22 protein-coding genes are annotated in these 20,943 nt (G+C 62.3%); 10 read left to right on the top strand and 12 right to left on the bottom strand.

Annotated elements, in window-relative coordinates; translation table 11 throughout:
* Positions 1-5 precede the first annotated feature (5 nt).
* From LK996_RS16300 to LK996_RS16290, 3 genes are all read left to right on the top strand, one after another.
* The gene (locus tag LK996_RS16300) at positions 6-1,499 is read left to right on the top strand and encodes an esterase/lipase family protein (protein WP_230528433.1); all 1,494 of its coding nucleotides are present in this window, start codon (positions 6-8) and stop codon (positions 1,497-1,499) included.
* Between the two features lie 9 nt (positions 1,500-1,508).
* Positions 1,509-1,937 carry an MgtC/SapB family protein gene (locus LK996_RS16295; protein WP_230528432.1) on the top strand — a complete coding sequence of 143 codons (429 nt, stop codon included), beginning with the start codon at positions 1,509-1,511 and terminating at the stop codon, positions 1,935-1,937.
* 66 nt (positions 1,938-2,003) lie between these two features.
* Positions 2,004-2,243, top strand: a complete 240-nt coding sequence (locus tag LK996_RS16290; RefSeq protein WP_230528431.1) for a hypothetical protein — start codon at positions 2,004-2,006, stop codon at positions 2,241-2,243.
* Between the two features lie 93 nt (positions 2,244-2,336).
* On the opposite strand, the gene LK996_RS16285 is transcribed toward LK996_RS16290, so the two are convergent.
* Positions 2,337-2,765, bottom strand: a complete 429-nt coding sequence (locus tag LK996_RS16285) for a hypothetical protein (RefSeq protein WP_230528430.1) — start codon at positions 2,763-2,765, stop codon at positions 2,337-2,339.
* Between the two features lie 277 nt (positions 2,766-3,042).
* Between LK996_RS16285 and LK996_RS16280 the strand changes: the two genes are divergently transcribed.
* The 3 genes from LK996_RS16280 to LK996_RS16270 all read left to right on the top strand — a co-directional run bounded on the left by LK996_RS16280 (position 3,043) and on the right by LK996_RS16270 (position 6,265).
* Entirely contained in the window at positions 3,043-4,731 is a 1,689-nt protein-coding gene (locus LK996_RS16280; protein WP_230528429.1) for an aspartate:alanine exchanger family transporter, read from the top strand.
* Positions 4,732-4,758: 27 nt separating this feature from the next.
* Positions 4,759-5,373, top strand: coding sequence for a trimeric intracellular cation channel family protein (locus LK996_RS16275; protein ID WP_230528428.1), 615 nt, complete (start codon positions 4,759-4,761; stop codon positions 5,371-5,373).
* A 199-nt stretch (positions 5,374-5,572) separates the two neighbouring features.
* Entirely contained in the window at positions 5,573-6,265 is a 693-nt protein-coding gene (locus LK996_RS16270; RefSeq protein ID WP_230528427.1) for a VIT1/CCC1 transporter family protein, read from the top strand.
* A gap of 20 nt (positions 6,266-6,285) precedes the next feature.
* Here LK996_RS16270 and LK996_RS16265 read toward each other — a convergent pair whose 3' ends face one another.
* Entirely contained in the window at positions 6,286-6,825 is a 540-nt protein-coding gene (locus LK996_RS16265) for a cytochrome b (RefSeq protein WP_343225890.1), read from the bottom strand.
* A 525-nt stretch (positions 6,826-7,350) separates the two neighbouring features.
* Positions 7,351-7,794: a hypothetical protein gene (locus tag LK996_RS16260; protein ID WP_230528425.1), complete on the bottom strand. Its 444-nt coding sequence runs from the start codon at positions 7,792-7,794 to the stop codon at positions 7,351-7,353.
* 1,245 nt (positions 7,795-9,039) lie between these two features.
* Between LK996_RS16260 and LK996_RS16255 the strand changes: the two genes are divergently transcribed.
* Both LK996_RS16255 and adhP read left to right on the top strand, forming a co-directional pair.
* A complete protein-coding gene (locus LK996_RS16255; protein WP_230528424.1) occupies positions 9,040-9,228 on the top strand; it encodes a hypothetical protein in 189 nt (62 codons plus the stop codon).
* A 321-nt stretch (positions 9,229-9,549) separates the two neighbouring features.
* The gene (gene adhP / locus LK996_RS16250) at positions 9,550-10,578 is read left to right on the top strand and encodes an alcohol dehydrogenase AdhP (RefSeq protein ID WP_230528423.1); all 1,029 of its coding nucleotides are present in this window, start codon (positions 9,550-9,552) and stop codon (positions 10,576-10,578) included.
* 12 nt (positions 10,579-10,590) lie between these two features.
* On the opposite strand, the gene LK996_RS16245 is transcribed toward adhP, so the two are convergent.
* From LK996_RS16245 to LK996_RS16230, 4 genes are all read right to left on the bottom strand, one after another.
* Positions 10,591-11,769, bottom strand: a complete 1,179-nt coding sequence (locus tag LK996_RS16245; RefSeq protein ID WP_230528422.1) for an acetate/propionate family kinase — start codon at positions 11,767-11,769, stop codon at positions 10,591-10,593.
* Positions 11,769-12,716, bottom strand: coding sequence for a phosphate acetyltransferase (locus tag LK996_RS16240; RefSeq protein WP_230528421.1), 948 nt, complete (start codon positions 12,714-12,716; stop codon positions 11,769-11,771). The genes LK996_RS16245 and LK996_RS16240 overlap by 1 nt, the downstream gene beginning before the upstream one ends.
* Before the next feature lie 137 nt (positions 12,717-12,853).
* On the bottom strand, positions 12,854-13,810 hold the full coding sequence (locus tag LK996_RS16235; protein WP_230528420.1) for an amidohydrolase family protein: 957 nt from the start codon (positions 13,808-13,810) through the stop codon (positions 12,854-12,856).
* Positions 13,811-14,003: 193 nt separating this feature from the next.
* A complete protein-coding gene (locus LK996_RS16230; RefSeq protein ID WP_230528419.1) occupies positions 14,004-14,708 on the bottom strand; it encodes a Crp/Fnr family transcriptional regulator in 705 nt (234 codons plus the stop codon).
* 1,112 nt (positions 14,709-15,820) lie between these two features.
* Between LK996_RS16230 and LK996_RS16225 the strand changes: the two genes are divergently transcribed.
* Positions 15,821-15,991, top strand: a complete 171-nt coding sequence (locus LK996_RS16225; RefSeq protein ID WP_230528418.1) for a hypothetical protein — start codon at positions 15,821-15,823, stop codon at positions 15,989-15,991.
* A 532-nt stretch (positions 15,992-16,523) separates the two neighbouring features.
* Here LK996_RS16225 and LK996_RS16220 read toward each other — a convergent pair.
* From LK996_RS16220 to LK996_RS16200, 5 genes are all read right to left on the bottom strand, one after another.
* Positions 16,524-16,778 carry a hypothetical protein gene (locus LK996_RS16220; protein WP_230528417.1) on the bottom strand — a complete coding sequence of 85 codons (255 nt, stop codon included), beginning with the start codon at positions 16,776-16,778 and terminating at the stop codon, positions 16,524-16,526.
* Positions 16,779-17,728: 950 nt separating this feature from the next.
* A complete protein-coding gene (locus LK996_RS16215) occupies positions 17,729-18,391 on the bottom strand; it encodes an aquaporin (protein WP_230528416.1) in 663 nt (220 codons plus the stop codon).
* Positions 18,388-18,804, bottom strand: coding sequence for an arsenate reductase ArsC (locus LK996_RS16210; RefSeq protein ID WP_230528415.1), 417 nt, complete (start codon positions 18,802-18,804; stop codon positions 18,388-18,390). The genes LK996_RS16215 and LK996_RS16210 overlap by 4 nt, the downstream gene beginning before the upstream one ends.
* Positions 18,774-19,262: an ArsI/CadI family heavy metal resistance metalloenzyme gene (locus LK996_RS16205; protein WP_230528414.1), complete on the bottom strand. Its 489-nt coding sequence runs from the start codon at positions 19,260-19,262 to the stop codon at positions 18,774-18,776. The genes LK996_RS16210 and LK996_RS16205 overlap by 31 nt, the downstream gene beginning before the upstream one ends.
* Positions 19,259-19,687: an ArsR/SmtB family transcription factor gene (locus LK996_RS16200; RefSeq protein WP_230528413.1), complete on the bottom strand. Its 429-nt coding sequence runs from the start codon at positions 19,685-19,687 to the stop codon at positions 19,259-19,261. Before LK996_RS16200 ends, LK996_RS16205 begins: the two co-directional genes overlap by 4 nt.
* Between LK996_RS16200 and LK996_RS16195 the strand changes: the two genes are divergently transcribed.
* Positions 19,686-20,186, top strand: a complete 501-nt coding sequence (locus tag LK996_RS16195) for an arsinothricin resistance N-acetyltransferase ArsN1 family B (protein ID WP_230528412.1) — start codon at positions 19,686-19,688, stop codon at positions 20,184-20,186. The two genes, LK996_RS16200 and LK996_RS16195, sit on opposite strands and share 2 nt — an antisense overlap.
* The last annotated feature ends 757 nt before the right edge of the window (positions 20,187-20,943 follow it).

Here is a 20,943-nt window from a genome sequence, read left to right as displayed (position 1 = left end):
CAACCATGACGCCCTGCTTCGCCGACGACTCGATGCAAGCGTGGATGCGCCGTGCGATCGACGCGTACCGGGCGATGGATTCCGACGACACCGGCGTGTCCGATACAGCGGCAGTCGATGCGACGCGGGCGACCGCCGAGGTATTGGCGGCGTTACTGCGGCAGCAACCCGCTGGGTGGTCCCCGGGCCCGCTGAGGACAAGCGATGGCGATCTGCAGGTCGAGTTTCGCAACGTATCCGAGCAACTGCGGTTCCCGCTGCGCATGCGGAGTGCGCAGGACGTATCGATGCGCGCGTTCGACGGTCAACGTCATGGTCGCGAGGGGTTTGGCGTGCCGGTTGCCGTGTTGGCGTCGCGAAGTGCAACGTCTTCGATGGATAGGCTCACACCGCAATCGGGGGCGTTTCGAAACCTCACCGCGTGGATCGAACCCGACGCGGCGCATGTGGATGCAACGCCGCGACTGGTGCTGGCCGATCCGCTCAAGCTCGACAACATCTCGATCGGCGCCCGTCGATTTTCGCTCGCGAGCGACACGTCCGCCGCGTACGCATGGGCAATGGAGATCTCGAAGCTCGAGCGCGTCGGCATTTGGGGCCTGCTGGGCGGCAAGCAAATCGAACGCCGATCGGGCCTGTACTTGCTCGAGGATTACGATCCCCGCAAACGCCCGCTGATCATGATCCATGGACTCGGCAGCAACCCGCTGATCTGGGCGCGCCTGACCAATGCCATCTGGGATGATGAAGACATCCGAGCGCGCTACCAGGTCTGGCATGTTCTCCATCAAACGGATGCGCCGTTGCTCGCGGCGCGCCTGCGCATCCAATGCTTCCTCGACGACGCTTGGCGCACGCTCGATCCGGCAGGCAACCACAGGGCGCACTCGGGCACCGTACTGATCGGCCACAGCATGGGCGGCGTGGTGGCCCGCTTGCTGTGCGTCGAAAGCGGAGTCGTGCCATGGAACGCGGCCTTCCTCGTTCCGCCAGAAGTGCTGGATGCGAGTGCGGAAGACCTGGACGTCATCAAGCAGGTCTTCTTCTTCACCCCGTATCCGGGCGTATCGCGCGCGATCTTCCTCGCTGCGCCGCATCGCGGAAGCCCGGAGGCCGCGACGATGCTGGGGCGCATGACCGGCGATTTCGTGGGCCGGCGCGCCATCGAAGTGCAAGCGATGCGCCGAATCGCCCACGCGAACTCATCCGCACTCCGCCCCGAGATGCGCGAAGTCCTCGAGCAGGGCTGGGTCAACAGCATCATCACGCTCCAGTCGGAGCAGCCCGTTCGCCGGGCAACCGAAACGTTGATGCCGCCAGCAGGCATTCCGTACCACACGATCGCAGCCGTGTTACCCGGACGCACGACCGACGGCGTCGTCCCGCTCGACAGCGCCATGATTCCAGGCGCAACGTCATCCCTCGTCGTCGAATCGGGACACCAGCTCCACGAGAGCCCGCAGGCAATCGCTGAAGTCCTGCGCATCCTTCGCGAGTGAGGCCACGCCATGTCGCCTGCTTCTCTCCCGCATTTCTGGAACAACCCGGTCTTCCAGGCGGATGTGTCGATCGTTCTCACGCTGCTCGGCGCGTTGGGACTCGGCATGCTCGTGGGCTACGAGCGCTCGTACCACGGTCGCGCCGCGGGCATGCGCACGTATGGGCTGGTGTGCATGTCGTCGGCGGCGCTGGTCGTCGTCGTCGGATTCTCGTCGATGTGGTACGGCGGCATGCACGCCGCGTTCCCTGCAGACCCGACGCGCATCGTGCAGGGCGTCGTCACCGGCATCGGTTTCCTGTGCGCGGGCGTGATCATCAAGGACGGGCTGAGTGTGCGCGGACTGGCGACGGCCGCTTCCATCTGGGCCGTGTCCGCGGTCGGCGTGTTGTTCGGCGCCGGCTTCCACGCAGCGGCGACGATCTTCGCGGTCCTTTGATTGTCGATGTCGTTGTTGCGCGGATTCGAGCGATGGCTGCCCGGGCGAAACACGGTGGACCTTGTGTTGACATTCAAGGTTGGCTACCAACCCAGCATCGACGAAATCGTGGCCATCGCGCGCGCGCGCGGCTACCGCTTCATCCACGACAGCCTCACGATCGCGTATGCCGACAACCGCACGGAGTGGCGCTTCGCCGCCATCGCATTGGAGCGTTCACGCGCGTTGTCGCCTGCCCTACTCGCCAACGAGCTATCGAAGTCCGAAGGCGTGGAAAAGTACAGCATCACGCAGGTGCGAAACTGATATCTCGCTTCGCTCCTTGTGGGCGACTTGGGCCGGGGACCGCAAATGTCCGCTATCGGCCAGAAGCGGACACTCGCGACGACAGATGCGGGTCTACAACTGACCAGTTTCGAACGATCGTTCCCAACCCTCGGCGCTCACCACAAGACCCGCTTCGAACGTGAACTCCACACGAGACACGCTCTTGCTTTGGTTGTCGATGAACTCGACTTCGACCTTGCGCTTTGAGCACGCATCAGCAGGCATGTCCATGTAGTCCCACCCCAGGAAGCGATAAGTGTCCGCCTTCATGGTTCGTGCGAGTTCCCGAGCACCGTCAACGCCCGTTCCCAACGGACGGCCTACGTCACCACCGCCGAGAGAAAAACTTGCGGATGGAGCGACTAGCACCGCGAGCTGGTCATCCGGGTTTGCTGCCCGGCGGACGACTTCGACGGCGCGAAGGCTCAGGAATTCATGCAGTGCACGTGAGCCCGTGATTTCCGGCAGACCGCATCCTGCGAATGCGGGGCTCGCGGCCAAGGCCAAGCTGACGCAAAGGGACCATCGATGACTTTTCATCGGCACAGTATGGCGCGTACTTGCAATGTCCGCTTTGGGTCGAAAGCGGTCACTCAGTGACCGGCTGTCACCCCGGCAGTTGACTGGGCCGCCGAATGTCCGCTTTCGACCCAAAGCGGACATCGGAAGCTCATCCGCTGCGGATTGGGCCTAGGGCCAATGGACGCTAGTTTTTTGCAGCGTCAGCATCCGGGGACTTCGTAGACCGGATACGACCACCGAGTCTGAAGGAGCTCGCATGGAGTGGCTGACGTCGACGTTCGGCCGGTACCCGGAGATCGCTGTATTCCTCGCGCTCGGCATCGGCTACGCGGTAGGAAGCGTTCGCGTGCGCGGGTTCTCGCTGGGCGGGGTCACGGGGTCGCTGATCGCGGGCATGGTGCTCGGATGGCTGTTCGAAGTGCCAGTGGCGTCGACAGCCAAGTCGCTGGTCTTCCTGTTGTTCATGTTCGGCATCGGCTACGAAGTAGGGCCCCGATTCTTGTCCGCGATGAAGGGCGAAGGTTGGCGGTTCGCGGTGCTGGGCGCCTGCATGCCGATAGTCGGCCTGGTCACCGCGATTATCACAGCGAAGATCCTTGGGCTTGATCCAGGCCTCTCGGCGGGCATGCTGTCAGGGGCGCTCACCGAATCCCCCGCGATGGGCACGGCAACCGAAGCCATCCAGGCCTTGCCGCTCGATGCGCCCACCAAGGAGCTCTACGCGGCGCACGTCGGCGTCGCCGATGCGCTGTGCTACCTCGTGGGCGCACTCGGCGTCATCCTCACTTGCACCCTCATCGGTCCGAAGTTGCTGCGCATCGACCTGGCGACTCACGCTCTGGAAGTCGAAGCGAAGTACGGCATCAAGCGTCAACGCCAGGGGATCCGCGCCGCGTGGCAACCGTTCGAAACGCGCGCCTATCTCGTGCCCGAAGGCGCGCGCGTTGTCGGCCTCACTGTGGACGCCGCCGAGCGGCTCATTGAAGGGACCCGGTTGTTCGTCCACCGCATCCGTCGGGACGGCAAGGTCTTCGACGTGCAGGAAGACACGAAGATCCTTGCGGGAGACCACATCGCTGTCGGCGGGCGACGCGAGGCGCTGGTGGACATCGTGGGCCCGCGTGGCGATGAAGTCGACGATGCGACGCTGTTGGATATTCCGATCGCATCGCATGAAGTGTTCGTCAGCAAACCGCAATGGGCAGGACGCACGCTGGGCGAAATCGCGGCGCACGACGACTTCGACGCGGTGTTCCTGCGCCGCATCCAGCGCGGCGGGCAGGAGATGCCCATCGGCACGCAGACAACGGTGGAACGCGGCGACGTGCTGCTTCTTGTGGGCGTGGAGCGTCGCGTCGAGCGCGCGGCCGACGCACTCGGCCAGATCATCCGTCCGACCGATGCCACCGACTTCACGGTCGTCGGCTTCGCGATCTTCGTCGGTGCATTGCTCGGCATCGTGGCGGCTGTCACCGTCGCGGGTATCCACATCGGGCTCGGCACCAGCATCGGCGCGCTGCTCGTGGGATTGGCGGTCGGTCACATCCGCGGTCGTCGGCCGTTGTTCGGGCGCGTGCCCGATGCCGCGGTGAAGTTTATGCAGTCGTTCGGCTTGGCGGCCTTCGTCGCGATGGTGGGCCTAGGTGCAGGGCCGCACTTCCTCGCCGCGCTGCGCGAGTCCGGCATCGGCTTGTTCTTCGGTGGCGCGGTGGTGACATTCATGCCGCTCCTCTTCGGCTTGTGGTTCGGCCGCAAAGTGCTTGGCATTGACCCGCTTCTGTTGCTTGGCGCGATCTCCGGTGCGCAGACCTTCACCGCGGGCTTGGCCGCGGTGCAAGAAAAGTCAGGAAGCCCGGTTGCAGTTATCGGTTATTCGGGAGCCGTTGCCATTGCACACGTCCTCCTGACGACCTGGGGGACGGTCATGGTGCTGGTGATGAGATAGAGGCAAGCCAGCGGCCCAAGGACCCGGATGCACGAACTCGTACCGCTTATTCGCTTGCTCGACATCGCTGGCCTTGCGGTCTTCGCAGTCACAGGCGTGCTTGTCGCGGTGCGAAAACGCGTCGACCTTATTAGCGCGTGTTTTTTTGCGCTTGTGACGGCAGTTGGCGGTGGAACGCTTCGGGACCTGCTCATCGACGCGCCCGTGTTCTGGATGCACGATGCGTCGCCCGTTCTGCTGTGTGTTGCCGTCGCCCTTGCTGCCTGGCTAGTGCCACTTCGGTGGTGGCCGGATCGCGCGCTGGAGTGGTTCGATGCCGCAGGCCTTGCTGTTTATTCGGTGTACGGCGCTAGCAAGGCTATCCAGTTTGGCGTGCCCTTGATCCCGGCAGTGGCAGCAGGTGTCATCACCGCATGCACCGGGGGCGTCGTCAGAGACATCACGTTGGGCGTACCCTCAATCTTGATGCGTCATGAGCTGTACGTATCCCCCGCGCTGACGGCATCCTTGCTTTATGTAGGCCTCGGCTGGGCTGGTCTCGCTGCGCCATTGCCTGCGATCTTGGGGGTGAGCGCGGGGTTTGCATTGCGGGGCGCAGCCATTCGATGGGGGCTTGCCTGGCCGCCGCATCCTGGCAATTAGGTGTTGCCCGTCAGGCCGATTCGCCCAGTTCGACAGCCGCAAAATTGCTCCCGGGCATTGTGTCCGCTATTGGGCCGATAGCGGACACTCGGGGACCGTCCCCGGCAGCCGCGGAGCTACGTAGTCGCGAAGTCGAACCAGAAAACTGATTCTCTCCGCTAGCATTAGCCCCGCTCCAGTTGGGGCAGGGAGAGTCCTAATGCCGCATCTTCATGCCGAGTGGCACAAGGCCTCGCGAATCGGCTGGCTTCGTGCTGCCGTGCTGGGCGCGAATGATGGCGTGATCTCAACCGCCAGCTTGATGGTTGGTGTATCGGCGACAGGCGCATCTGCATCTGCAGTGTTAACAGCAGGCATCGCTGGATTGGTTGCGGGTGCAATGTCGATGGCCGCGGGCGAGTACGTTTCGGTCCAGTCGCAAGCCGACACCGAGCGCGCGGACATCATGCGCGAGACCACGGAGCTGGAAACGCAACCGGAATTGGAACGCGCGGAGCTCGTCGCGATCTACCGCAACCGTGGGCTCGATGAAGACCTGGCGGTCCGCGTCGCCGATCGACTCATGGCGCATGACGCCCTCGGCGCTCATGTCCGGGACGAACTCGGCATTACCGAAACACTCCGCGCGCGGCCAGCGCAGGCGGCCATCGCGTCGGCAATGTCCTTCGCGCTTGGCGCTGCGCTTCCGATTGCCGTGGCGCTTGCGTCCGGGTCGGAGGCCGCGCTCTACATCACGGCCTCGACGTTGGTGGCATTGCTTGGGCTGGGTGGCCTTGCGGCCTATGCAGGAGGCGCATCCATCAGGAAGGGAGCGCTTCGCGTGGCTTTTTGGGGCGCGCTCGCGCTGGCACTCACCGCCGGCGTCGGCCGTCTGTTCGGAACGGCAATCTGAAGGCCCGGTAGCGCCGCGTGTTACCAGAGCATGCGGCGGAGGGCGTCATCGCGACGACCAAAGTGATGCCACAGCGCTGCGATGATGTGCGCGCCGATCACCCAGTAGAACGCCTCTCCGATGGTGCCGTGCAGGGACTCCAGTTGGTGCGCCAACGCTTCGTTCTCGGGCAGCAATGCCGGCAGCGCGACATTGGTAAATGGCACGATCACTTGTTTGCCGTCGCTCCAAGCTGTGGCGAGCCCGAGCAGCGGCATCAAAACGAAAAATGCGTAGAGCGCGGCGTGCAAAACCTTCGATGTCGAGGTCTGCCAAGTGGGAAGCGCTGGGGCAATGGGTGGGGCGGCGTTCCGCATGCGTTCGATCATCCGCCAGAAGGCAAGCAGGAGGATCGACAGGCCCACCCAGTAGTGACCTTGCATCATTCCAGCGCGACCGGAGCTACCGCGCGGGAACAGCCCGCGCTGCTCGACCAGGAGATACACGGCCAAGACAAGAAGGGCCATTAGCCAGTGCAGCACGCGGATGGACTGCGGAAAGCGGACACTCGTAGTGGACACGACGGCGGCTCCGAACGTTACTTGGCTAATCTATAGCGTTGTCAGACTCTGCGCTTGGCCTCGATCAAGAGCGATGGTTTGCGCGCCGATTGATTGCAAGGAGGATGGCGCCAGCTACCGTTGCGGAAGCGCCGACAACCGCTAGTAATGCATCGGTCCACACGTTGACCTCCACTCTCACTAGGACCATCGCAGTCGCAAGTGCCGCACCGATCAGGCACAACCCGCCGAAGATCACTAACATCCACCCGACGGCGGCCATGCTCCCACTCGACGTTTGATGTTGCATGTTGTTCCGGCCCACGACTATGCCAAGGCGAGTCTAGCGCTCGAAGAAGCGCGCTCTTTGAGTGACGAAGCGGATCAGACTTGTTCCTATTTCGCTTTGCCAGCAGCCGGCTTCTGTTCCTCGATCGTGCGTTCTCGCGCAGACACGAACACGATCGCGCTCAGGACGTTTCGGGCCTAATGCCCGCTTTCGGCCAGAAGCGGACATTCGCAACCGCGCATCCTCCCGTTGATGAACTACGGCGAGGTGCTCTGCCGGTTGACCACCTTCATCCAGGCGATTGCTGCCTGTTCCGTGGTAACGATGCAGGCGGTCAGACCGTGGATTGCCGCAATCTTCAAGCCGATCAAGTCCCGATCGATGTATTCCTCCGGAGCGACGATCGCAAGCCGCAAGCGTGCGTCCCGCGCAGCGCGTCCGATTTGTTCAAACGCGTCTCCATGTGCGCTTTCCGCCCACGCTATGACCATGTCTTTTCGCGCCATAACGTCCGGTGGGGGAAAGCCCTTCACTTCGGGGATCTCGACGATTAATCCCGCGAGCGCTAACCGACTCGCCCTGCGGATTTCCCACCGCACGACGCTGACGAAGAACTTGAGCGGCATGTAAGGATCGAGGCAGAGGAAGCCGATACTCAGCGCGTTATCAACGACCAAGCCAGGGCTTTCTTCGAAGCGCATAAAGACTGCTTCCGTACCCGCCAGGCACCAGGTGACCGAAAGTCACCTACTCTCGCAGATGTCAAGTCGCGGTGAGGCACAAGGAACAGCTCGACAGTAGCGTCTGCTATTGGCCAAAAGCCGACGGCTGAAAAGGCGAGGCCCCGCCAGCGGATGGGGCCTCCAAGGATCGGCGCGAGTGGAAGCTGGGGGAACTCGCGCGGGGCTGGCAGTCCCCGATGTCGCGGGGCGCGTAGCGCCCAATGCCAGAATGATCCTGCCGGAATTTTCGCCCAGTCTTTCGCACGTCACAAGGCGAAAAGTTGCAACGCCGTCACCACTGGCACTTCATGCGGCAAGATCTACCCTTGCTTTTGCCGAAAGCCGAGCGGTATCGCTCTTCGTCGCGTTGCTGCGGTAAGAGTTCTGGAATCTCTGCTTTGGGTCGGAAGCAATCACTTGGCCACTGCCCGCTACGGCCAAAATCGGACATTCAAGATCCCCTTTCTGATCTAGCGCTACGGTGACTACCCTCATCTGCCCGAACCAACCGGCTTCACTCGCGCAAGCTTGGCTGCATGCGAAAAGGCCGTCATGGCTACGAATGGCGGCCCGCTCATAGGCTACGTTGAGGTTGTGTTCGTGGGAGGGCCTTTCCATGCCGAACGCATTGGGATGGGCAATCCAGCGTTTCACATTGACCTCGAACTCGACGGCGAACGCACGACCTATTGCCGAAGATTGGTCGAGGCAGAAGGCCGCGATGGGGGCTACGTAAACGTTGCGACGTATGCCCCCGTCGGGATCTGCGACGAAGAGTTTACGAGGTTAGTCGTGGACGCGGTCAGCAGATTCGGGGGCTCGCCCAAACCTCGGCCTTCCCGCAGGTTACGACGCGTATAGCGTGACCTTCTGTGGGTGGACCTTTGGGCAGTTCACGTCAGCTCTCGGCGCGCCCAGACTGCTCGTATGGAAGCCTCAGAGTTCGCCTGGCACCGAGGGCGTGGAGGCACTGACCTCCACCTCAAGCGCAGCGGCCAGCGAGGCCGCACGTATGCGTCCGTCGGATGTCGAGCGGGCGAGTGGGCCGCCATTCTGGATATGCAAAAGGGTCCTTCTCTGTTCCGGACTGTTTACTGCACATGCGAACAAGAAGCGGTCCAAGTCGTCAATTTGTGGTTGGAAGACTTGGTCGCAGGTAGCGTCGACCGTGATTGATAGGCAGCGTCCTAGCGGAACCTCTAGTCATCTCCGGGAGATTTCTCGATGAGCGATCACGCACATGCGATTCTTGCGTGCCTTTCACACCCGTCCATCTGCGAAGATTTTCGACGTCAGATTCGTTCGCTCGCTTCGGCGAACGCTGCTGAAAATCCGTCCAAGGCCGCCGCCTTTGTCCTGATGCTCAAGCGAGTCGAAACCATCACAACATACTCTCCGCCAGCCACGTTCTGACGAAGTGGCGCAGCATTACCGCTTTGGGTCGAAAGCAGACATCGATACAGCAAGCCATCGAAGACGCAGCACACGCATGTCGCATCGAGCCGCGCGTGACTTACCCTTGCACGAAAGACAACTACTCGAGTGGGTGTAGCGCAGCGAATTATCAGAACCTACTCTGCCCCGTTTTTTTACGACTGCGTCGTCGAAACTTGCACCAAGTTCAGCGCAGCAGCCGACGTGATGAACGGCGTCGGCAGCAAGATCGATTGACCCTGCACGGCCCGCAAGAGCGGCGTAACTTTGGCGTCCGACCTTTCTCCCGAGGAGATCGCGATGGACAGAACCATGAAGGCCGCGGTAGTCCGTGCATTCGGCCAACCGCTGGTGATTGATGAGGTCCCCGTGCCGCGGCCCGGTCCCGGCGACGTGCTGGTGAAGATCGAAGCCTGCGGCGTGTGCCACACCGACCTGCACGCGGCCGAGGGCGACTGGCCGGTGAAGCCGCGGCCACCGTTCATCCCCGGCCACGAGGGCGTGGGCGCCGTGGTTGCGGTCGGCGCCGGCATCAGCCACGTCAAGGAAGGCGACCGCGTCGGCATTCCGTGGCTACATTCGGCGTGCGGCTACTGCGAACACTGCCTCGGTGGTTGGGAAACGCTGTGCGAGCGGCAGCAGAACACGGGCTATTCGGTCAACGGCAGCTTCGCCCAGTACGCGCTGGGAAACGCGGGGTACGTCGGACACCTGCCAAAGGGCATTGGTTTTGTCGAGATTGCGCCGGTGTTGTGCGCGGGCGTCACTGTCTACAAAGGCCTGAAGATGACCGATACCCGGCCCGGCGATTGGGTCGTGATCTCCGGCATCGGCGGCCTGGGTCACATGGCTGTGCAGTATGCGAAGGCGATGGGCCTGGACGTGGCCGCGGTGGACGTGGACGACGACAAGCTCGAACTCGCGCGGCGCTTGGGCGCCACCGTCACTGTCAACGCGAGCAGTACCGATCCGGCCGCGTTCTTGAAGAAGGAAATCGGCGGCGCGCATGGCGCGCTGGTCACCGCGGTGTCGCCGAAGGCGTTCGAGCAGGTACTGGGAATGATGCGGCGCCGCGGCACGGTGTCGCTGGTGGGCCTGCCGCCAGGCAGCTTCCCGCTGGACATCTTCGGCATGGTGCTCAACGGCATCACCGTGCGTGGTTCGATCGTCGGCACGCGACTGGATCTGCAGGAGTCCCTGGAGTTCGCCGCGCAGGGCAAGGTCACCGCGACCGTTGCTGCCGAAAAACTGGAGAACATCAACGACATCTTCGCCCGCATGCACAGGGGTGAGATCGAGGGTCGCATCGTCCTCGACATGGCGGCATAACCCCGGCGTTGTTCATCCCTCCAAGGCCGAGAGAGTGTGCCGCGCAATCATCCGCTCTTCGTCGGTGGGCACGGTCCACACCCGCGCGCGCGAACCGGCGGCCGAGATGCACGGGCCACCGGCGTCGTTGGCTTCGGGATCGAGATCCACGCCCAGCCATCCCGCGTTGCGGCAAACGCGTTCGCGAATCACGGCCGAGTTCTCGCCGATGCCTCCGGTGAAGACGATCGCGTCGAGCCCTCCAAGCGCGGCCGTGAGAGAGCCCAGCTCGCGACCAATGCGGTAGACATACAAGTCGACCGCGCGCTTCGCGCCCGGCTCGGCGGAGGCGAGCAACGTGCGCATGTCGCTCGACACGCCGGAAACACCGAGCAGCCCCGACTCGTTGTAGATCATTTTCTCGATGGCGCGCGCGTCCATGCCCCGCTCGTCCATGAGGTAGAGAATCACGCCCGGATCGATGGAGCCACAGCGCGTGCCCATCGGCAGGCCGTCGACCGCGGTGAACCCCATCGTGCTCGCCACGCTGCGCCCCGCGTGCATCGCGCACATGCTCGCGCCGTTGCCCAGGTGCAGCACAACGGTGCGGCCTGCCGCGGCGACCGGATCGAATAGCGGCAATCGCGAGGCGATGTACTCGTAAGACAGGCCGTGGAAGCCGAAACGGCGAACGCCCTCGACGTGCAGCGCGTGCGGCAGCGCGAACATCTGTGCGATCTCGGGAATGGAGCGATGGAAGGCCGTGTCGAAGCATGCGACCTGCGGAAGGTCGGGTCGCGCCGCAAGCAGCGAACGAATGGCCGCCAGGTTATGCGGCTGGTGCAGCGGAGCGAGGGGGATGAACGCTTCCAGGCGGGCAAGGACGTTGGCGTCGATGCGCACGGGCGCGGCGAACTCCATCCCGCCGTGCACCACGCGATGGCCCACCGCGAGCAGTGGTTCGTCGGGGAGCTGGGCGCGCACGAAATCGACGACGTGGTGCAGCGCCCCTTCGTGGCTTAGCGCCGTGCCTTCGGGCCATGTCTTGCCGTGCTCCGCGCCCGCCGCATCACGCGCCTTGAAACGGGGCTCGGTGTGGATCGACTCGATTTGTCCCCGCAGCGCGGGCTCAAGGCCCCGCGCACGATGGAAGTAGACGCAGAACTTGAGGCTCGAGGAGCCCGCGTTGATCACCGCGATCACGCCGACCATCAGCTCACGGCCCGCCCGGCGTCGAGGCGTCGTGCATGTGCGAGCCGTACCGCCACGGCGCATGAGGCAAGGCGCGCGGTGACCGTGTCCGCGCGGCTGGTGAGGATGATCGGCACGCGCGCGCCCAGCACGATGCCGGCGGCGTCGGCGCCGGCGAGGAAGGTTAGGCTCTTGGCGAGCATGTTGCCTGCTTCGAGATCCGGCACCACCAGCACATTCGCGCGGCCGGCCACGGGGGAATCGAGATTCTTAATCCTCGCCGCCTCGAGGTCGATCGCATTGTCGAGCGCGAGCGGCCCGTCGAGGATCGCGCCGGTGATCTGGCGGCGATCAGCCATCTTGCACAGCGCCGCTGCTTCCAATGTCGAAGGCACGTTGGGATTCACGGTCTCCATTGCCGAGAGGATCGCCACCCGCACCTCGACCACGCCGAGTGACTGGGCGAGGTCGATCGCGTTTTGCACGATGTCCACCTTCTCCGCTAGTGTCGGCGCGATGTTCACCGCCGCATCGGTCACGATGAGCGTGTCCTCGTGCCCCGGTACGTCCATAACGAAGCAGTGGCTGATGCGCCGGGCGGTGCGAAGACCGGTTTCGCGCTTGACCACCGCGCCCAGGAGCTCGTCGGAGTGGAGGCTCCCCTTCATCAGCGCCTCGGCGCGTCCCTCGCGCACCAATGCGACGGCGCGCGCTGCCGATTCCACGCTGTGCGGGCTGTCGACGATTTCGATGTTGCCCAGGTCGAGACCGGCCGTCTTCGCGGCGCCGTAGATGCGCGCCTGCGGACCTACGAGGATCGGCGTGATGAGGCCGAGGCGGGTCGCATCGATCGCGGCCGAGAGCGAGGACGCGTCGCAGGGATGCGCGACTGCCGTGCACATGGGAGGCAGCGCCCTGCAGCTCTCGATGAGTTGATCGTATTTCCTGAGCTTGGGGGTCTCGTTCATGGCGTTCTCCTTGTTCGGAGTTGACACATCCACTCACTGGAAATCGGCCAGAACTGAACGTCTCCCACCGCTGACAGGCCACTGCCGCGCAATGGCATCAACGCATGTCCGCTATCGGCCAGAAGCGGATACCTCCATCACCTGCCGTGATTTTTGTCGATTGCCGCTTGATCCAGCCTCAGGAAGGTCGCGGCGTTGTTGTAGAAGATGTCGCGCTTCTGCTCCGGCGACAGGAAATCCGCTCCATCAATCCCTTCGATCGCAAGCGCAATCGCGTCGGGCCATACCATTTGATCTGACCCGAACATGATTCGTTTGCCAAATCCCGCATCGACCAGTGCCTTGAGATAGGCGTGGAACTCCGCTCGTGGCAACGTCCAGTTGATACCGGCAACATCGACGTAGACTTGCGGATACGAAGAGAGAATGGCCTTTGTCTCGGCAAGATACGGATAGCCCGCATGCATCAGATAGATGCGGAGCTTCGGGTGCCGAGCCAGCATGTCCTCGATGGTCGCCGGGCTGCCTAGCGAGGCCCGGAACTTCGGGCAGCAGGTATAGGTAGTGCCTGAGCCACCAAGTCCGGAGTGCAGTGCGACCGGAATGTCCAGCTCCTCTGCCAAGGCGAAGTAGTCCGCTATTTTTGGATCTGACGCACTCAGGCCGTGATACTGCAACCCGAGTTCTCCAAGGACCGCGATCGGCTCGTCCTTTACCAGACGGCGTAAAGACTCAGCTTCGGGCAAGGAATCCATGGGGCCGAGACCCGCGCCGCCGATGATTGTTCCTTGCGCGACGGATGCCCACCTTAGGACGTCGGGAACTGGACCGCTTGTGACAGCCAGCACCACGTCGTGCTTCCGCATTGCATCCAAGGTTGCATGCATTGCCGCCTCGTCCGTCCGAGCAAACGGCACGACGCCTGTGACTTCATTGGGCGGAGGCGTGGCCCCGAACTCATCGAAGCCAAACGCATGCAGGTGCATGTCGATGATCGGGCCGCGATCTTGAGCAACTGCCGATCCGGAAAGTAGTCCTGCGAGTAGTAGTGCGCGGCATATCACTCCCCCGCAAGCAATCACCTGGGTGAACATTGCGACTGTCTCCAAACCGATGGTCGATATGTCGAGCGGGGCACGTCCCCCGCACCTTCGCGCGCACAACTCCGCGGGCAAACGGATTTGTTCGCGGCAGCAGGACAACGAACTGTTAGGTCCAGCCCCGCGCCGTTGCCGGGTTGGGCCTGACGTCCCGTTACGGCCAGAAGCGGACACTACTGATGCGACCTCACGCAACCCGGCGGCGTCGCATAGACGGCTGGTGCCACGAACGGGCGAAGGATTGAAGTTTTGTCGCGTCACGAATTTCGATGCGGCGATGATCGACCGAGATCACCCCCATTGTCTGCAATCGCTTGAAGCCTCGACTCACTGTCTCCGGCGCAAGGCTCAGGAAGCACGCAATATCCTCTCTCGTCATGGGTAACGTAATGCAAGCGCCCGCCTCGACGCGGTGCTGAGATCGCAGCATTAACTCATGCAGGAACAACGCGATTCGCGCAGCAGGTTGTCGCCGCCCGAGCATTTCCAGGTGTTCGATTTCGTTCCTTGTGCAATTGCCGATGATGCGACGAGTCCATTCCCGCATTCCTTTCTGCCCTAACACGGTCCACATGAACTGATCGATCGAAAGTTGACACACGCACGCATCGGCTAGCGCGATCGCCATGCATCGATGTCGAAGTTCGCTCCACCCATCTAATCCGATTATTTCCCCCGGCAGGTGGAACCCCACGATTCGTTCCACGCCGTCGAAGCCAGTCGACGCGGTTTTAAAGGCACCATCCAGAACCAAGTAAATCGCGCGAAGTGCGTCACCCGGGCGATACAAGAACTCTCCCTTTGCAAGGATACGGCTGCGACGCGCAAAGCCCCCACCTGCATCGCGAGGAAACCCATCCGAAGTAGCGCGGACCGCGATGACGTCGCTCATCAATTTCCGCTCCCTCTTGGGTTCCCCACTTTGGCTCTATCATTCGGGCGGCACATCGGAAAAAATTCGCCCGATGTCTCCGTAAAACTACCGAAACCGATTCCTGCGTGGCCGCGGTAGGGAGGGCCGCGTTGGGCCGCTAGCAGTCTTCCTGACGGCAGCTTTCGGCCAGAAGCGGACACTCAGCAGCCGGGATTCGCGCGGTCTAGCCAACCGCGATCCTTCGTAGAAACCTATCGGGATGAAGCGTCAGTGGCTTGGTTGTAAAGGGTCCACCAGTTCCGCAGATCCTGCTTTTCGGCTTCCGTGTATCGCTTGGAGTGCAGTCTTGGCGGGTATAGACGAGTGCGGAAGCCGTCGATAAGAAATGCGGCCTCGTCGCCAATTGTTGAGCGGCCTGGAACGTAGCCACTAGCTTCGTTCATGACTCCGGCGCACTCGTCTGTCGATTCGAGCCGGCCCAGAAGCGCAGGCACGTCGGCTTCGGTAATCCAATTTTTGACGCTTCCAGAAATGATGAACGAGTGGAGTCGATTGTCGAGGTGCTTCAATCTTTCAAGGAAGACGAGCGGCGTGTCGCTATAGAACGGAGTCTCGGCACCGGCGGAGGCGCATCCGACTGCCGATAGTGCCAAGAAGCAAACCAGAAGGCACCGACGCATGATCTTCCCCTTAGTTCGCGGATCGCGAACACGGCCTGAGCCCGAATAGAAGCCACAGAATAACTGGACCATGCCCAGCCGCGGTGCAGATTCTGAGTGTCCGCTTTGGGTCGGAAGCTGCCACTCGGCTCGCCTCCCACAGCTGAGGTGACAGTCGGTCACGGAGTGACCGCTCCCGACCCAAAGCGGACACTTTTGGCTTGCAGCGAACACGCTCCGCGTTCGTCGGTAAGAGTTGCTGAACTCAATCGAGTGCTAGTCACGCAGAGCGTTTGGGTGTTGGTCACACCAGCGTCATTCCTAAGTGTTGCAGCATCCTTCTGCACCGGAAATTCCGACGGCACTCATCGAATCTGCGACCTCGCCTTTGAGCCTCATTTCTGCCAAGCGCAGCTCGGCCTAAGGCCATACGAATCCCTGCTGCACGGGATTCCATCGCAAGGATTCACCATGAACAACAGCAACGACCAGAAGACGGCCTCCAACGACTCCGTCGACAAGACGGCATTTGACGAAAAGAAGGTCGCATCGCCGGAAACCGAAACTACGACAGCAAAGGAACCTGGCGAGAAACAGGAACCTGCGAAGAACGCTCAGCCACCGGCGCAATCGTCGCGCTAGTCCTAGCGACTCGCGGACGCGAGTGACCAATTGGCGGGGCGCAAGCTCCGCCAATTTGCTTTGAGGCCGTCGTTAGACGGCCATCCATCCCTGCGAGCACGCGGACTCGAGAGCACTGAGATTTGGGGACGCTCCCGCAAGCAACGAAGGCGCACGTCCGGACGGCGCAACAAGATCGCATCGGTGCGGCAATCAGGGGGCGCGATGATCCTTGCGCATCTGATCGGCAACCCATCTCAGCATGTCGCGACGACCACGTTGGGTCGGCACGGTCGTGCTGTGGAGTTCGTCCATGTCGGACGCCAGGTCTTCGCGTTCCCCCGCGTCGAGGCTGCTAAGCACTCGGAGAAAGTCGTTCCATTCATGTTCGCCGTGAGTCACTGCACTTCCACCCGCAGGAGGGTTTCCACAGTCTACTCAGGGCGTGTGGAGACTGCGGCATGGCCGACTGCAGGATCGCCCGAGAACATCGACATGAACGACCTCTTTCGACCCAAGAACACACACTTTGACTTGCAAAGAAAGCAGCAGGTCAATATCCCGTGTCAGGCTTCCCAATAAACGGGTCGTGACCGTAGTGCTCCTGCATGTAACGTCGCGCACTCTCTTCGCAGTCATACCCATCAAAGATTTCGTGCCATCGCTTCTGTTCGCCCAGCTTATTGGTGTGGACCGGACCTTCCGCATCAACACGGAATCGCTTCCATATCCCGTTGACCACGCGCAGGTGACCTTCCAAGCGCCAACCCGGCTTGGCGCCAGGTAACGCAATACGCTTGTTTTCCATGTCAACTCCGTCAGTTAGGTGTCGAGCGCGCCTTGCTGCGCATGCGAACCTGAGTCGGATGTGTAGTCTCCGCATGAGGAATGCGCTTAAACGTATACGTCGTGCCCAGCTTTTCGACGACGCCGCCCGCTCGCTCAAAAGCCAGCATGTCAGCGGCAAGAAGGTCCCGGGCAGGACCGCGATTCAGACTTGCGGTTGCCCCTTTCCGCGCGAAGAGTTGGTCAGTCGAACCTTGTTTCTTTGCTGTCATGTGGCCTCCGTTATTCGCGAATCACTAAGGAATAGCGCGTCGGCAGCCACCGAGTCAGGCGGCGCCTGACTTGTCGAATTGGCGTGCGGGCGATGAGCCGCAGAGCCGTGGCTTCCGGCACGAGGGCGAAGGACCGCGCGCCAATCTCAAGCAAGATGAGCCGACGCTCGGTGGCCGTGAGGCGATCGATCTGGAAGCTTCCTTCCAGCCGAAGTGTGCCGTGGCGATCAAGTGCTGCGCGCGAGGGTTGGCCCTCGACGATGAGCCATGGAGTGCGGACGGGCGCGTAAACATGTAGGAGCACGAGGTGCTTTCCGTGTCAGGAGCTGCACGGAGGCCCAGGGCACGACCACGCAACCGCGCAATCGAGTGCAGGACTAATATACACGCCTATCGTGAACGGCGACGTCGATTCCCGGTCGCCGCTAACCCACCGAGGAGAAGGACATGAGCAAAGGACTAGATAAGAAGAAGGAGCAAAAGAAGAAGCCTGCCAAGACGATGAAGGAAAAGCGGGCCGCGAAGAACGAAAAGAAGGTCACAGGGAAAGGTTTTGCCCCTACCTGATAAGTGTTCGATGTCGGCGACTGCGCGCGCCGGGTGTACTGAGTCCGTCACTAGATGGCACTAATTTTCGTCACTCGACCAATGTCCGCTTTTGGCCGAGAGCGGACATGCGGTTGCATCTCCAGATTTCGGTTCACGGGTGGCGGCGCGGCGGACCAACTGCTGATGCGGCGACGATCCCCATGAGTGCGCCCACGATCTGCGCTAGCCAGAAAGCGGGTACGTCAACCAAACGGATCCCCGCGAACGTCTGCGTCAGCGCCCTCGCCAACGTCACGGCGGGATTCGCGAACGACGTGCTCGCCGTGAACCAATAGGCGGCGAAAATCCACGCGGCGATGAGCGCGGGCAGTGCGGCTGGCCTATGACGCGCGCCGAGCAGGATGGTGAGCAGTAACCCGAAGGTGGCGACGCCTTCGCTCAACCACTGCGACCCGCCGGTCCGAGCGTGCGTGCCGGGTTGCAGCAGCGCTTGTCCGAACATCGCGTGCGCGATGGTCACGCCGGCGATGGCGGCGAGCACCTGCACCGCCACGTAGGCAGCCGCCGTGCGCGTGTCGATCTCGCCGCGGATTCGCATCGCCAACGTCACCGCGGGGTTGAAATGCGCCCCCGAGACGGGACCGAATATCACGATCAGCACGTACAGCACGCCGGCGGTAGCGGCGGCGTTCGCGAGCAACGCGATGCCGTCGTTCCCCTGCGAAAGCGCGACACCCATGATGCCGGAGCCGACCACCGTCGCGAGCAGCAGCATCGTGCCGAGGAACTCGGCCAGCAGGCGGCCCAAATTCATGCCAGTTCCGCCAGCAGGCGCTTGACGCGCATCTCGATGTTGTCGCGAAGGGCGCGGTATTCGTCATCGCCCATGTGCTTCGGATCAGGAAGTGCCCAGTCTTCGCGCCGCTTCGCCGGCACCCACGGGCAGTTGTCACCGCATCCCATGGTTACGACCGCATCGAACTCGCCGTCGATCTCGTCGAGGGACTTGGAGGTATGGCGCCTCAGGTCATAGCCCAGCTCGGACATGAAGCGAATCGCCTTGGGGTTGATGACCCCGGACGGCGCAGAACCCGCGCTCAATGCTTCGACGTCATCGCCACCTTGGATGTGGGCGAATGCCTCCGCCATCTGGCTCCGGTTCGAGTTCTCTACGCAGACGAACAGGATGCGCTTCATCAGCAGCACGCCGCCGACGTCGAGCAGCAAGGCGTGCCCTTGTTGACCTTCGGCTTCATCGCGGCCACGTTCGGCGTGCACGCCGCGCCGTCGGTCGCGCAGGCCGCGTCCGCTGCGTAGTACGTCGTCGCGTCGCCAAAGGTATGGAACGTCTCCCAGCGCGTGCCCTGCGGGTCTTCGGTCCAGTTCTTGTCGGACTGCGCGTAGCAGCAGATCGTCGCTTCCTCGGGAACGACGGTGCCGCCCGCGGCGTCGAGGCGCTTGCCGAGCGCGACGAGTTCTTCGCCACAGTCGACTTGCAGGCCCAGGTGATCGACACCCGGCGCGCGGCCGGTGTTGGAAATGGCGAAGTTCACGCGCGGATCGTCGAGCATCCACTTCGCGTAATCGTCCTTGACGACGGCGGGCGGCGCGGCGAAGAGCTGCGTGTAAAAGCGGATGCTCGCGGCGAGGTCGGCGACGTTGAGGTGTACGTGGAAGCGGTTCACTTGGAAGCTCCTTTCTTGCGTGGCTTGCAGGCGGTGGGGGTGGGGCCGCAGTCCGCGGTCCCGACGCAGCAGTTCTCGGTGAGGTACGCGAGCAGCGCGTTCATCTGCTCGTAGTTCGCGCGCACGCGGATTACGCGGCCCTCGCGTTGGTCGACGACGAGGCCGGACCCACGCAGCACGTTGAGGTGCGCGGTCAATGTCGCTGCGGGTAGGTCTAGGAAGTCGCGCAGCTCACCGACTGGCATGCCGTCGGGGCCGGCTTCGACCAGGCGGCGGAAAGCGCGCAGGCGGGACTCATGGCCGAGCGCGGAGAGGCTGGCTAGGGCAGATGGCATTTCCATATTTCCAATAATATCGAAGTGACGCAGATGGTCAACTCTCGATGCTTGCCCCGCTGACAGCCGCTCACAGAACATGGCGGCCATGAACATCCGACCCGCCGAGCAGCGCGACGCCGCCGCGATCGCTGCGATCTACAACCACTACGTCGCCACCACCTGCATCACGTTCGAGACCGAGTCGGTGTCGAACGAAGAGATGCGCGCGCGCATCGACGAAACGCATTCGTCCAACCTGCCCTGGCTGATCGCCGAAGAGGATGGCGCGGTGGTGGGCTACGCCTATGCCTCGAAATGGAAGGGCCGCTGCGCGTACCGCTATTCGGTCGAGTCGACCGTGTACCTCGACCCGGCCAGCAAGGGAAAGGGCTTAGGTAGGGCGCTGTATGTCGCCCTGATCGAAGCGTTGCGTACGCGCTCGATGCAGACCGTCATCGGCGGGATCGCGCTTCCGAACGATGCCAGCATCGCGCTGCACGAGCGCATGGGCTTCGAGAAGGTGGCGCATTTCAAGCGTGTTGGGTTCAAACTAGACCGATGGATCGACGTGGGGTATTGGCAGTTGTTGCTCGACGCCATGCGGTAGAGCTGATGCGCGAATGTCCGCTTCTGGCCGAAAGCGGGATTCGGTCCGATCTGCTCGGCCAGTACACGCCATCCTGAAAACCTCTCGGGCTCCCCAGCTTGACTGACGTAGCTCCGCGTTCTTGCGGTCGAGTCCGTCGTCTCAGAACTAGGCATCCACTAGGCAAGAAATCGGACAGCCCCTGAGGCCAAGATGGCGTGCGTGCCCCAGGGACTGCCTTAAAGCCCTGAAGTGGTTCCCACTTGGTATATCTAAGAAGGAGTACACCATTGGACTAGCGAACTTCGCTTCAATTGTCGGACCAATACATCAGTGGACCAAGATTGGGCCTGCTTTGTGCCTTGTACTGCCTACTAGGTACGCTCAGGAACTACGTCCGTACACATCTGGACTACTGATTTCGTTTTCTTCCATTTGTTTGATGGAACATGGCCAGGTCGCTCGTCGTGCTTGCCACCGCATTCGTCAATGGCCCACCACGTAATCGCATAGAGAGAGCACTTGTTGCGCCCGCCTTGCCGGCACATCAAGGCAAACCCGCTTACGATTAGCTCAGCTTTAGCTCGGGCAAGGGTGGCAGGACTTTTCCATCCGCGCCTTTTCAGTTGACTCCAAGCCGCAGAAAAATCCCCATTGTTGTTTCCGCGATAGTGTCTGGCGAGCTCGAGTAGCAGCTTCGTCGCCTGTGGGCTCAACGATCCAAATTCTTCGGAGTCAACGACCTCCCGGGGAATGCCAATAAAGGGCTTCGCGGCCC

The organism is Noviluteimonas lactosilytica (genome assembly GCF_020866925.1).
In the GTDB taxonomy this organism is placed as follows: Bacteria; Pseudomonadota; Gammaproteobacteria; order Xanthomonadales; family Xanthomonadaceae; genus Noviluteimonas; species Noviluteimonas lactosilytica.
The sequence above is the reverse complement of the archived record's forward strand: the minus strand, read 5'-3'. Positions and strand labels throughout refer to the sequence as shown.

Bases quoted from the DNA above. Each gene is read 5' to 3' on its own strand.
- LK996_RS16300 (WP_230528433.1), top strand. From the start codon at position 6: ATGACGCCCTGCTTCGCCGACGACTCGATGCAAGCGTGGATGCGCCGT.
- LK996_RS16295 (WP_230528432.1), top strand. From the start codon at position 1,509: ATGTCGCCTGCTTCTCTCCCGCATTTCTGGAACAACCCGGTCTTCCAG.
- LK996_RS16280 (WP_230528429.1), top strand. From the start codon at position 3,043: ATGGAGTGGCTGACGTCGACGTTCGGCCGGTACCCGGAGATCGCTGTA.
- LK996_RS16275 (WP_230528428.1), top strand. From the start codon at position 4,759: ATGCACGAACTCGTACCGCTTATTCGCTTGCTCGACATCGCTGGCCTT.
- LK996_RS16270 (WP_230528427.1), top strand. From the start codon at position 5,573: ATGCCGCATCTTCATGCCGAGTGGCACAAGGCCTCGCGAATCGGCTGG.
- LK996_RS16260 (WP_230528425.1), bottom strand. From the start codon at position 7,794: ATGCGCTTCGAAGAAAGCCCTGGCTTGGTCGTTGATAACGCGCTGAGT.
- LK996_RS16255 (WP_230528424.1), top strand. From the start codon at position 9,040: ATGAGCGATCACGCACATGCGATTCTTGCGTGCCTTTCACACCCGTCC.
- adhP (WP_230528423.1), top strand. From the start codon at position 9,550: ATGGACAGAACCATGAAGGCCGCGGTAGTCCGTGCATTCGGCCAACCG.
- LK996_RS16245 (WP_230528422.1), bottom strand. From the start codon at position 11,769: ATGGTCGGCGTGATCGCGGTGATCAACGCGGGCTCCTCGAGCCTCAAG.
- LK996_RS16240 (WP_230528421.1), bottom strand. From the start codon at position 12,716: ATGAACGAGACCCCCAAGCTCAGGAAATACGATCAACTCATCGAGAGC.
- LK996_RS16235 (WP_230528420.1), bottom strand. From the start codon at position 13,810: ATGTTCACCCAGGTGATTGCTTGCGGGGGAGTGATATGCCGCGCACTA.
- LK996_RS16230 (WP_230528419.1), bottom strand. From the start codon at position 14,708: ATGAGCGACGTCATCGCGGTCCGCGCTACTTCGGATGGGTTTCCTCGC.
- LK996_RS16225 (WP_230528418.1), top strand. From the start codon at position 15,821: ATGAACAACAGCAACGACCAGAAGACGGCCTCCAACGACTCCGTCGAC.
- LK996_RS16220 (WP_230528417.1), bottom strand. From the start codon at position 16,778: ATGGAAAACAAGCGTATTGCGTTACCTGGCGCCAAGCCGGGTTGGCGC.
- LK996_RS16215 (WP_230528416.1), bottom strand. From the start codon at position 18,391: ATGAATTTGGGCCGCCTGCTGGCCGAGTTCCTCGGCACGATGCTGCTG.
- LK996_RS16195 (WP_230528412.1), top strand. From the start codon at position 19,686: ATGAACATCCGACCCGCCGAGCAGCGCGACGCCGCCGCGATCGCTGCG.
- LK996_RS16200 (WP_230528413.1), bottom strand. From the start codon at position 19,687: ATGGCCGCCATGTTCTGTGAGCGGCTGTCAGCGGGGCAAGCATCGAGA.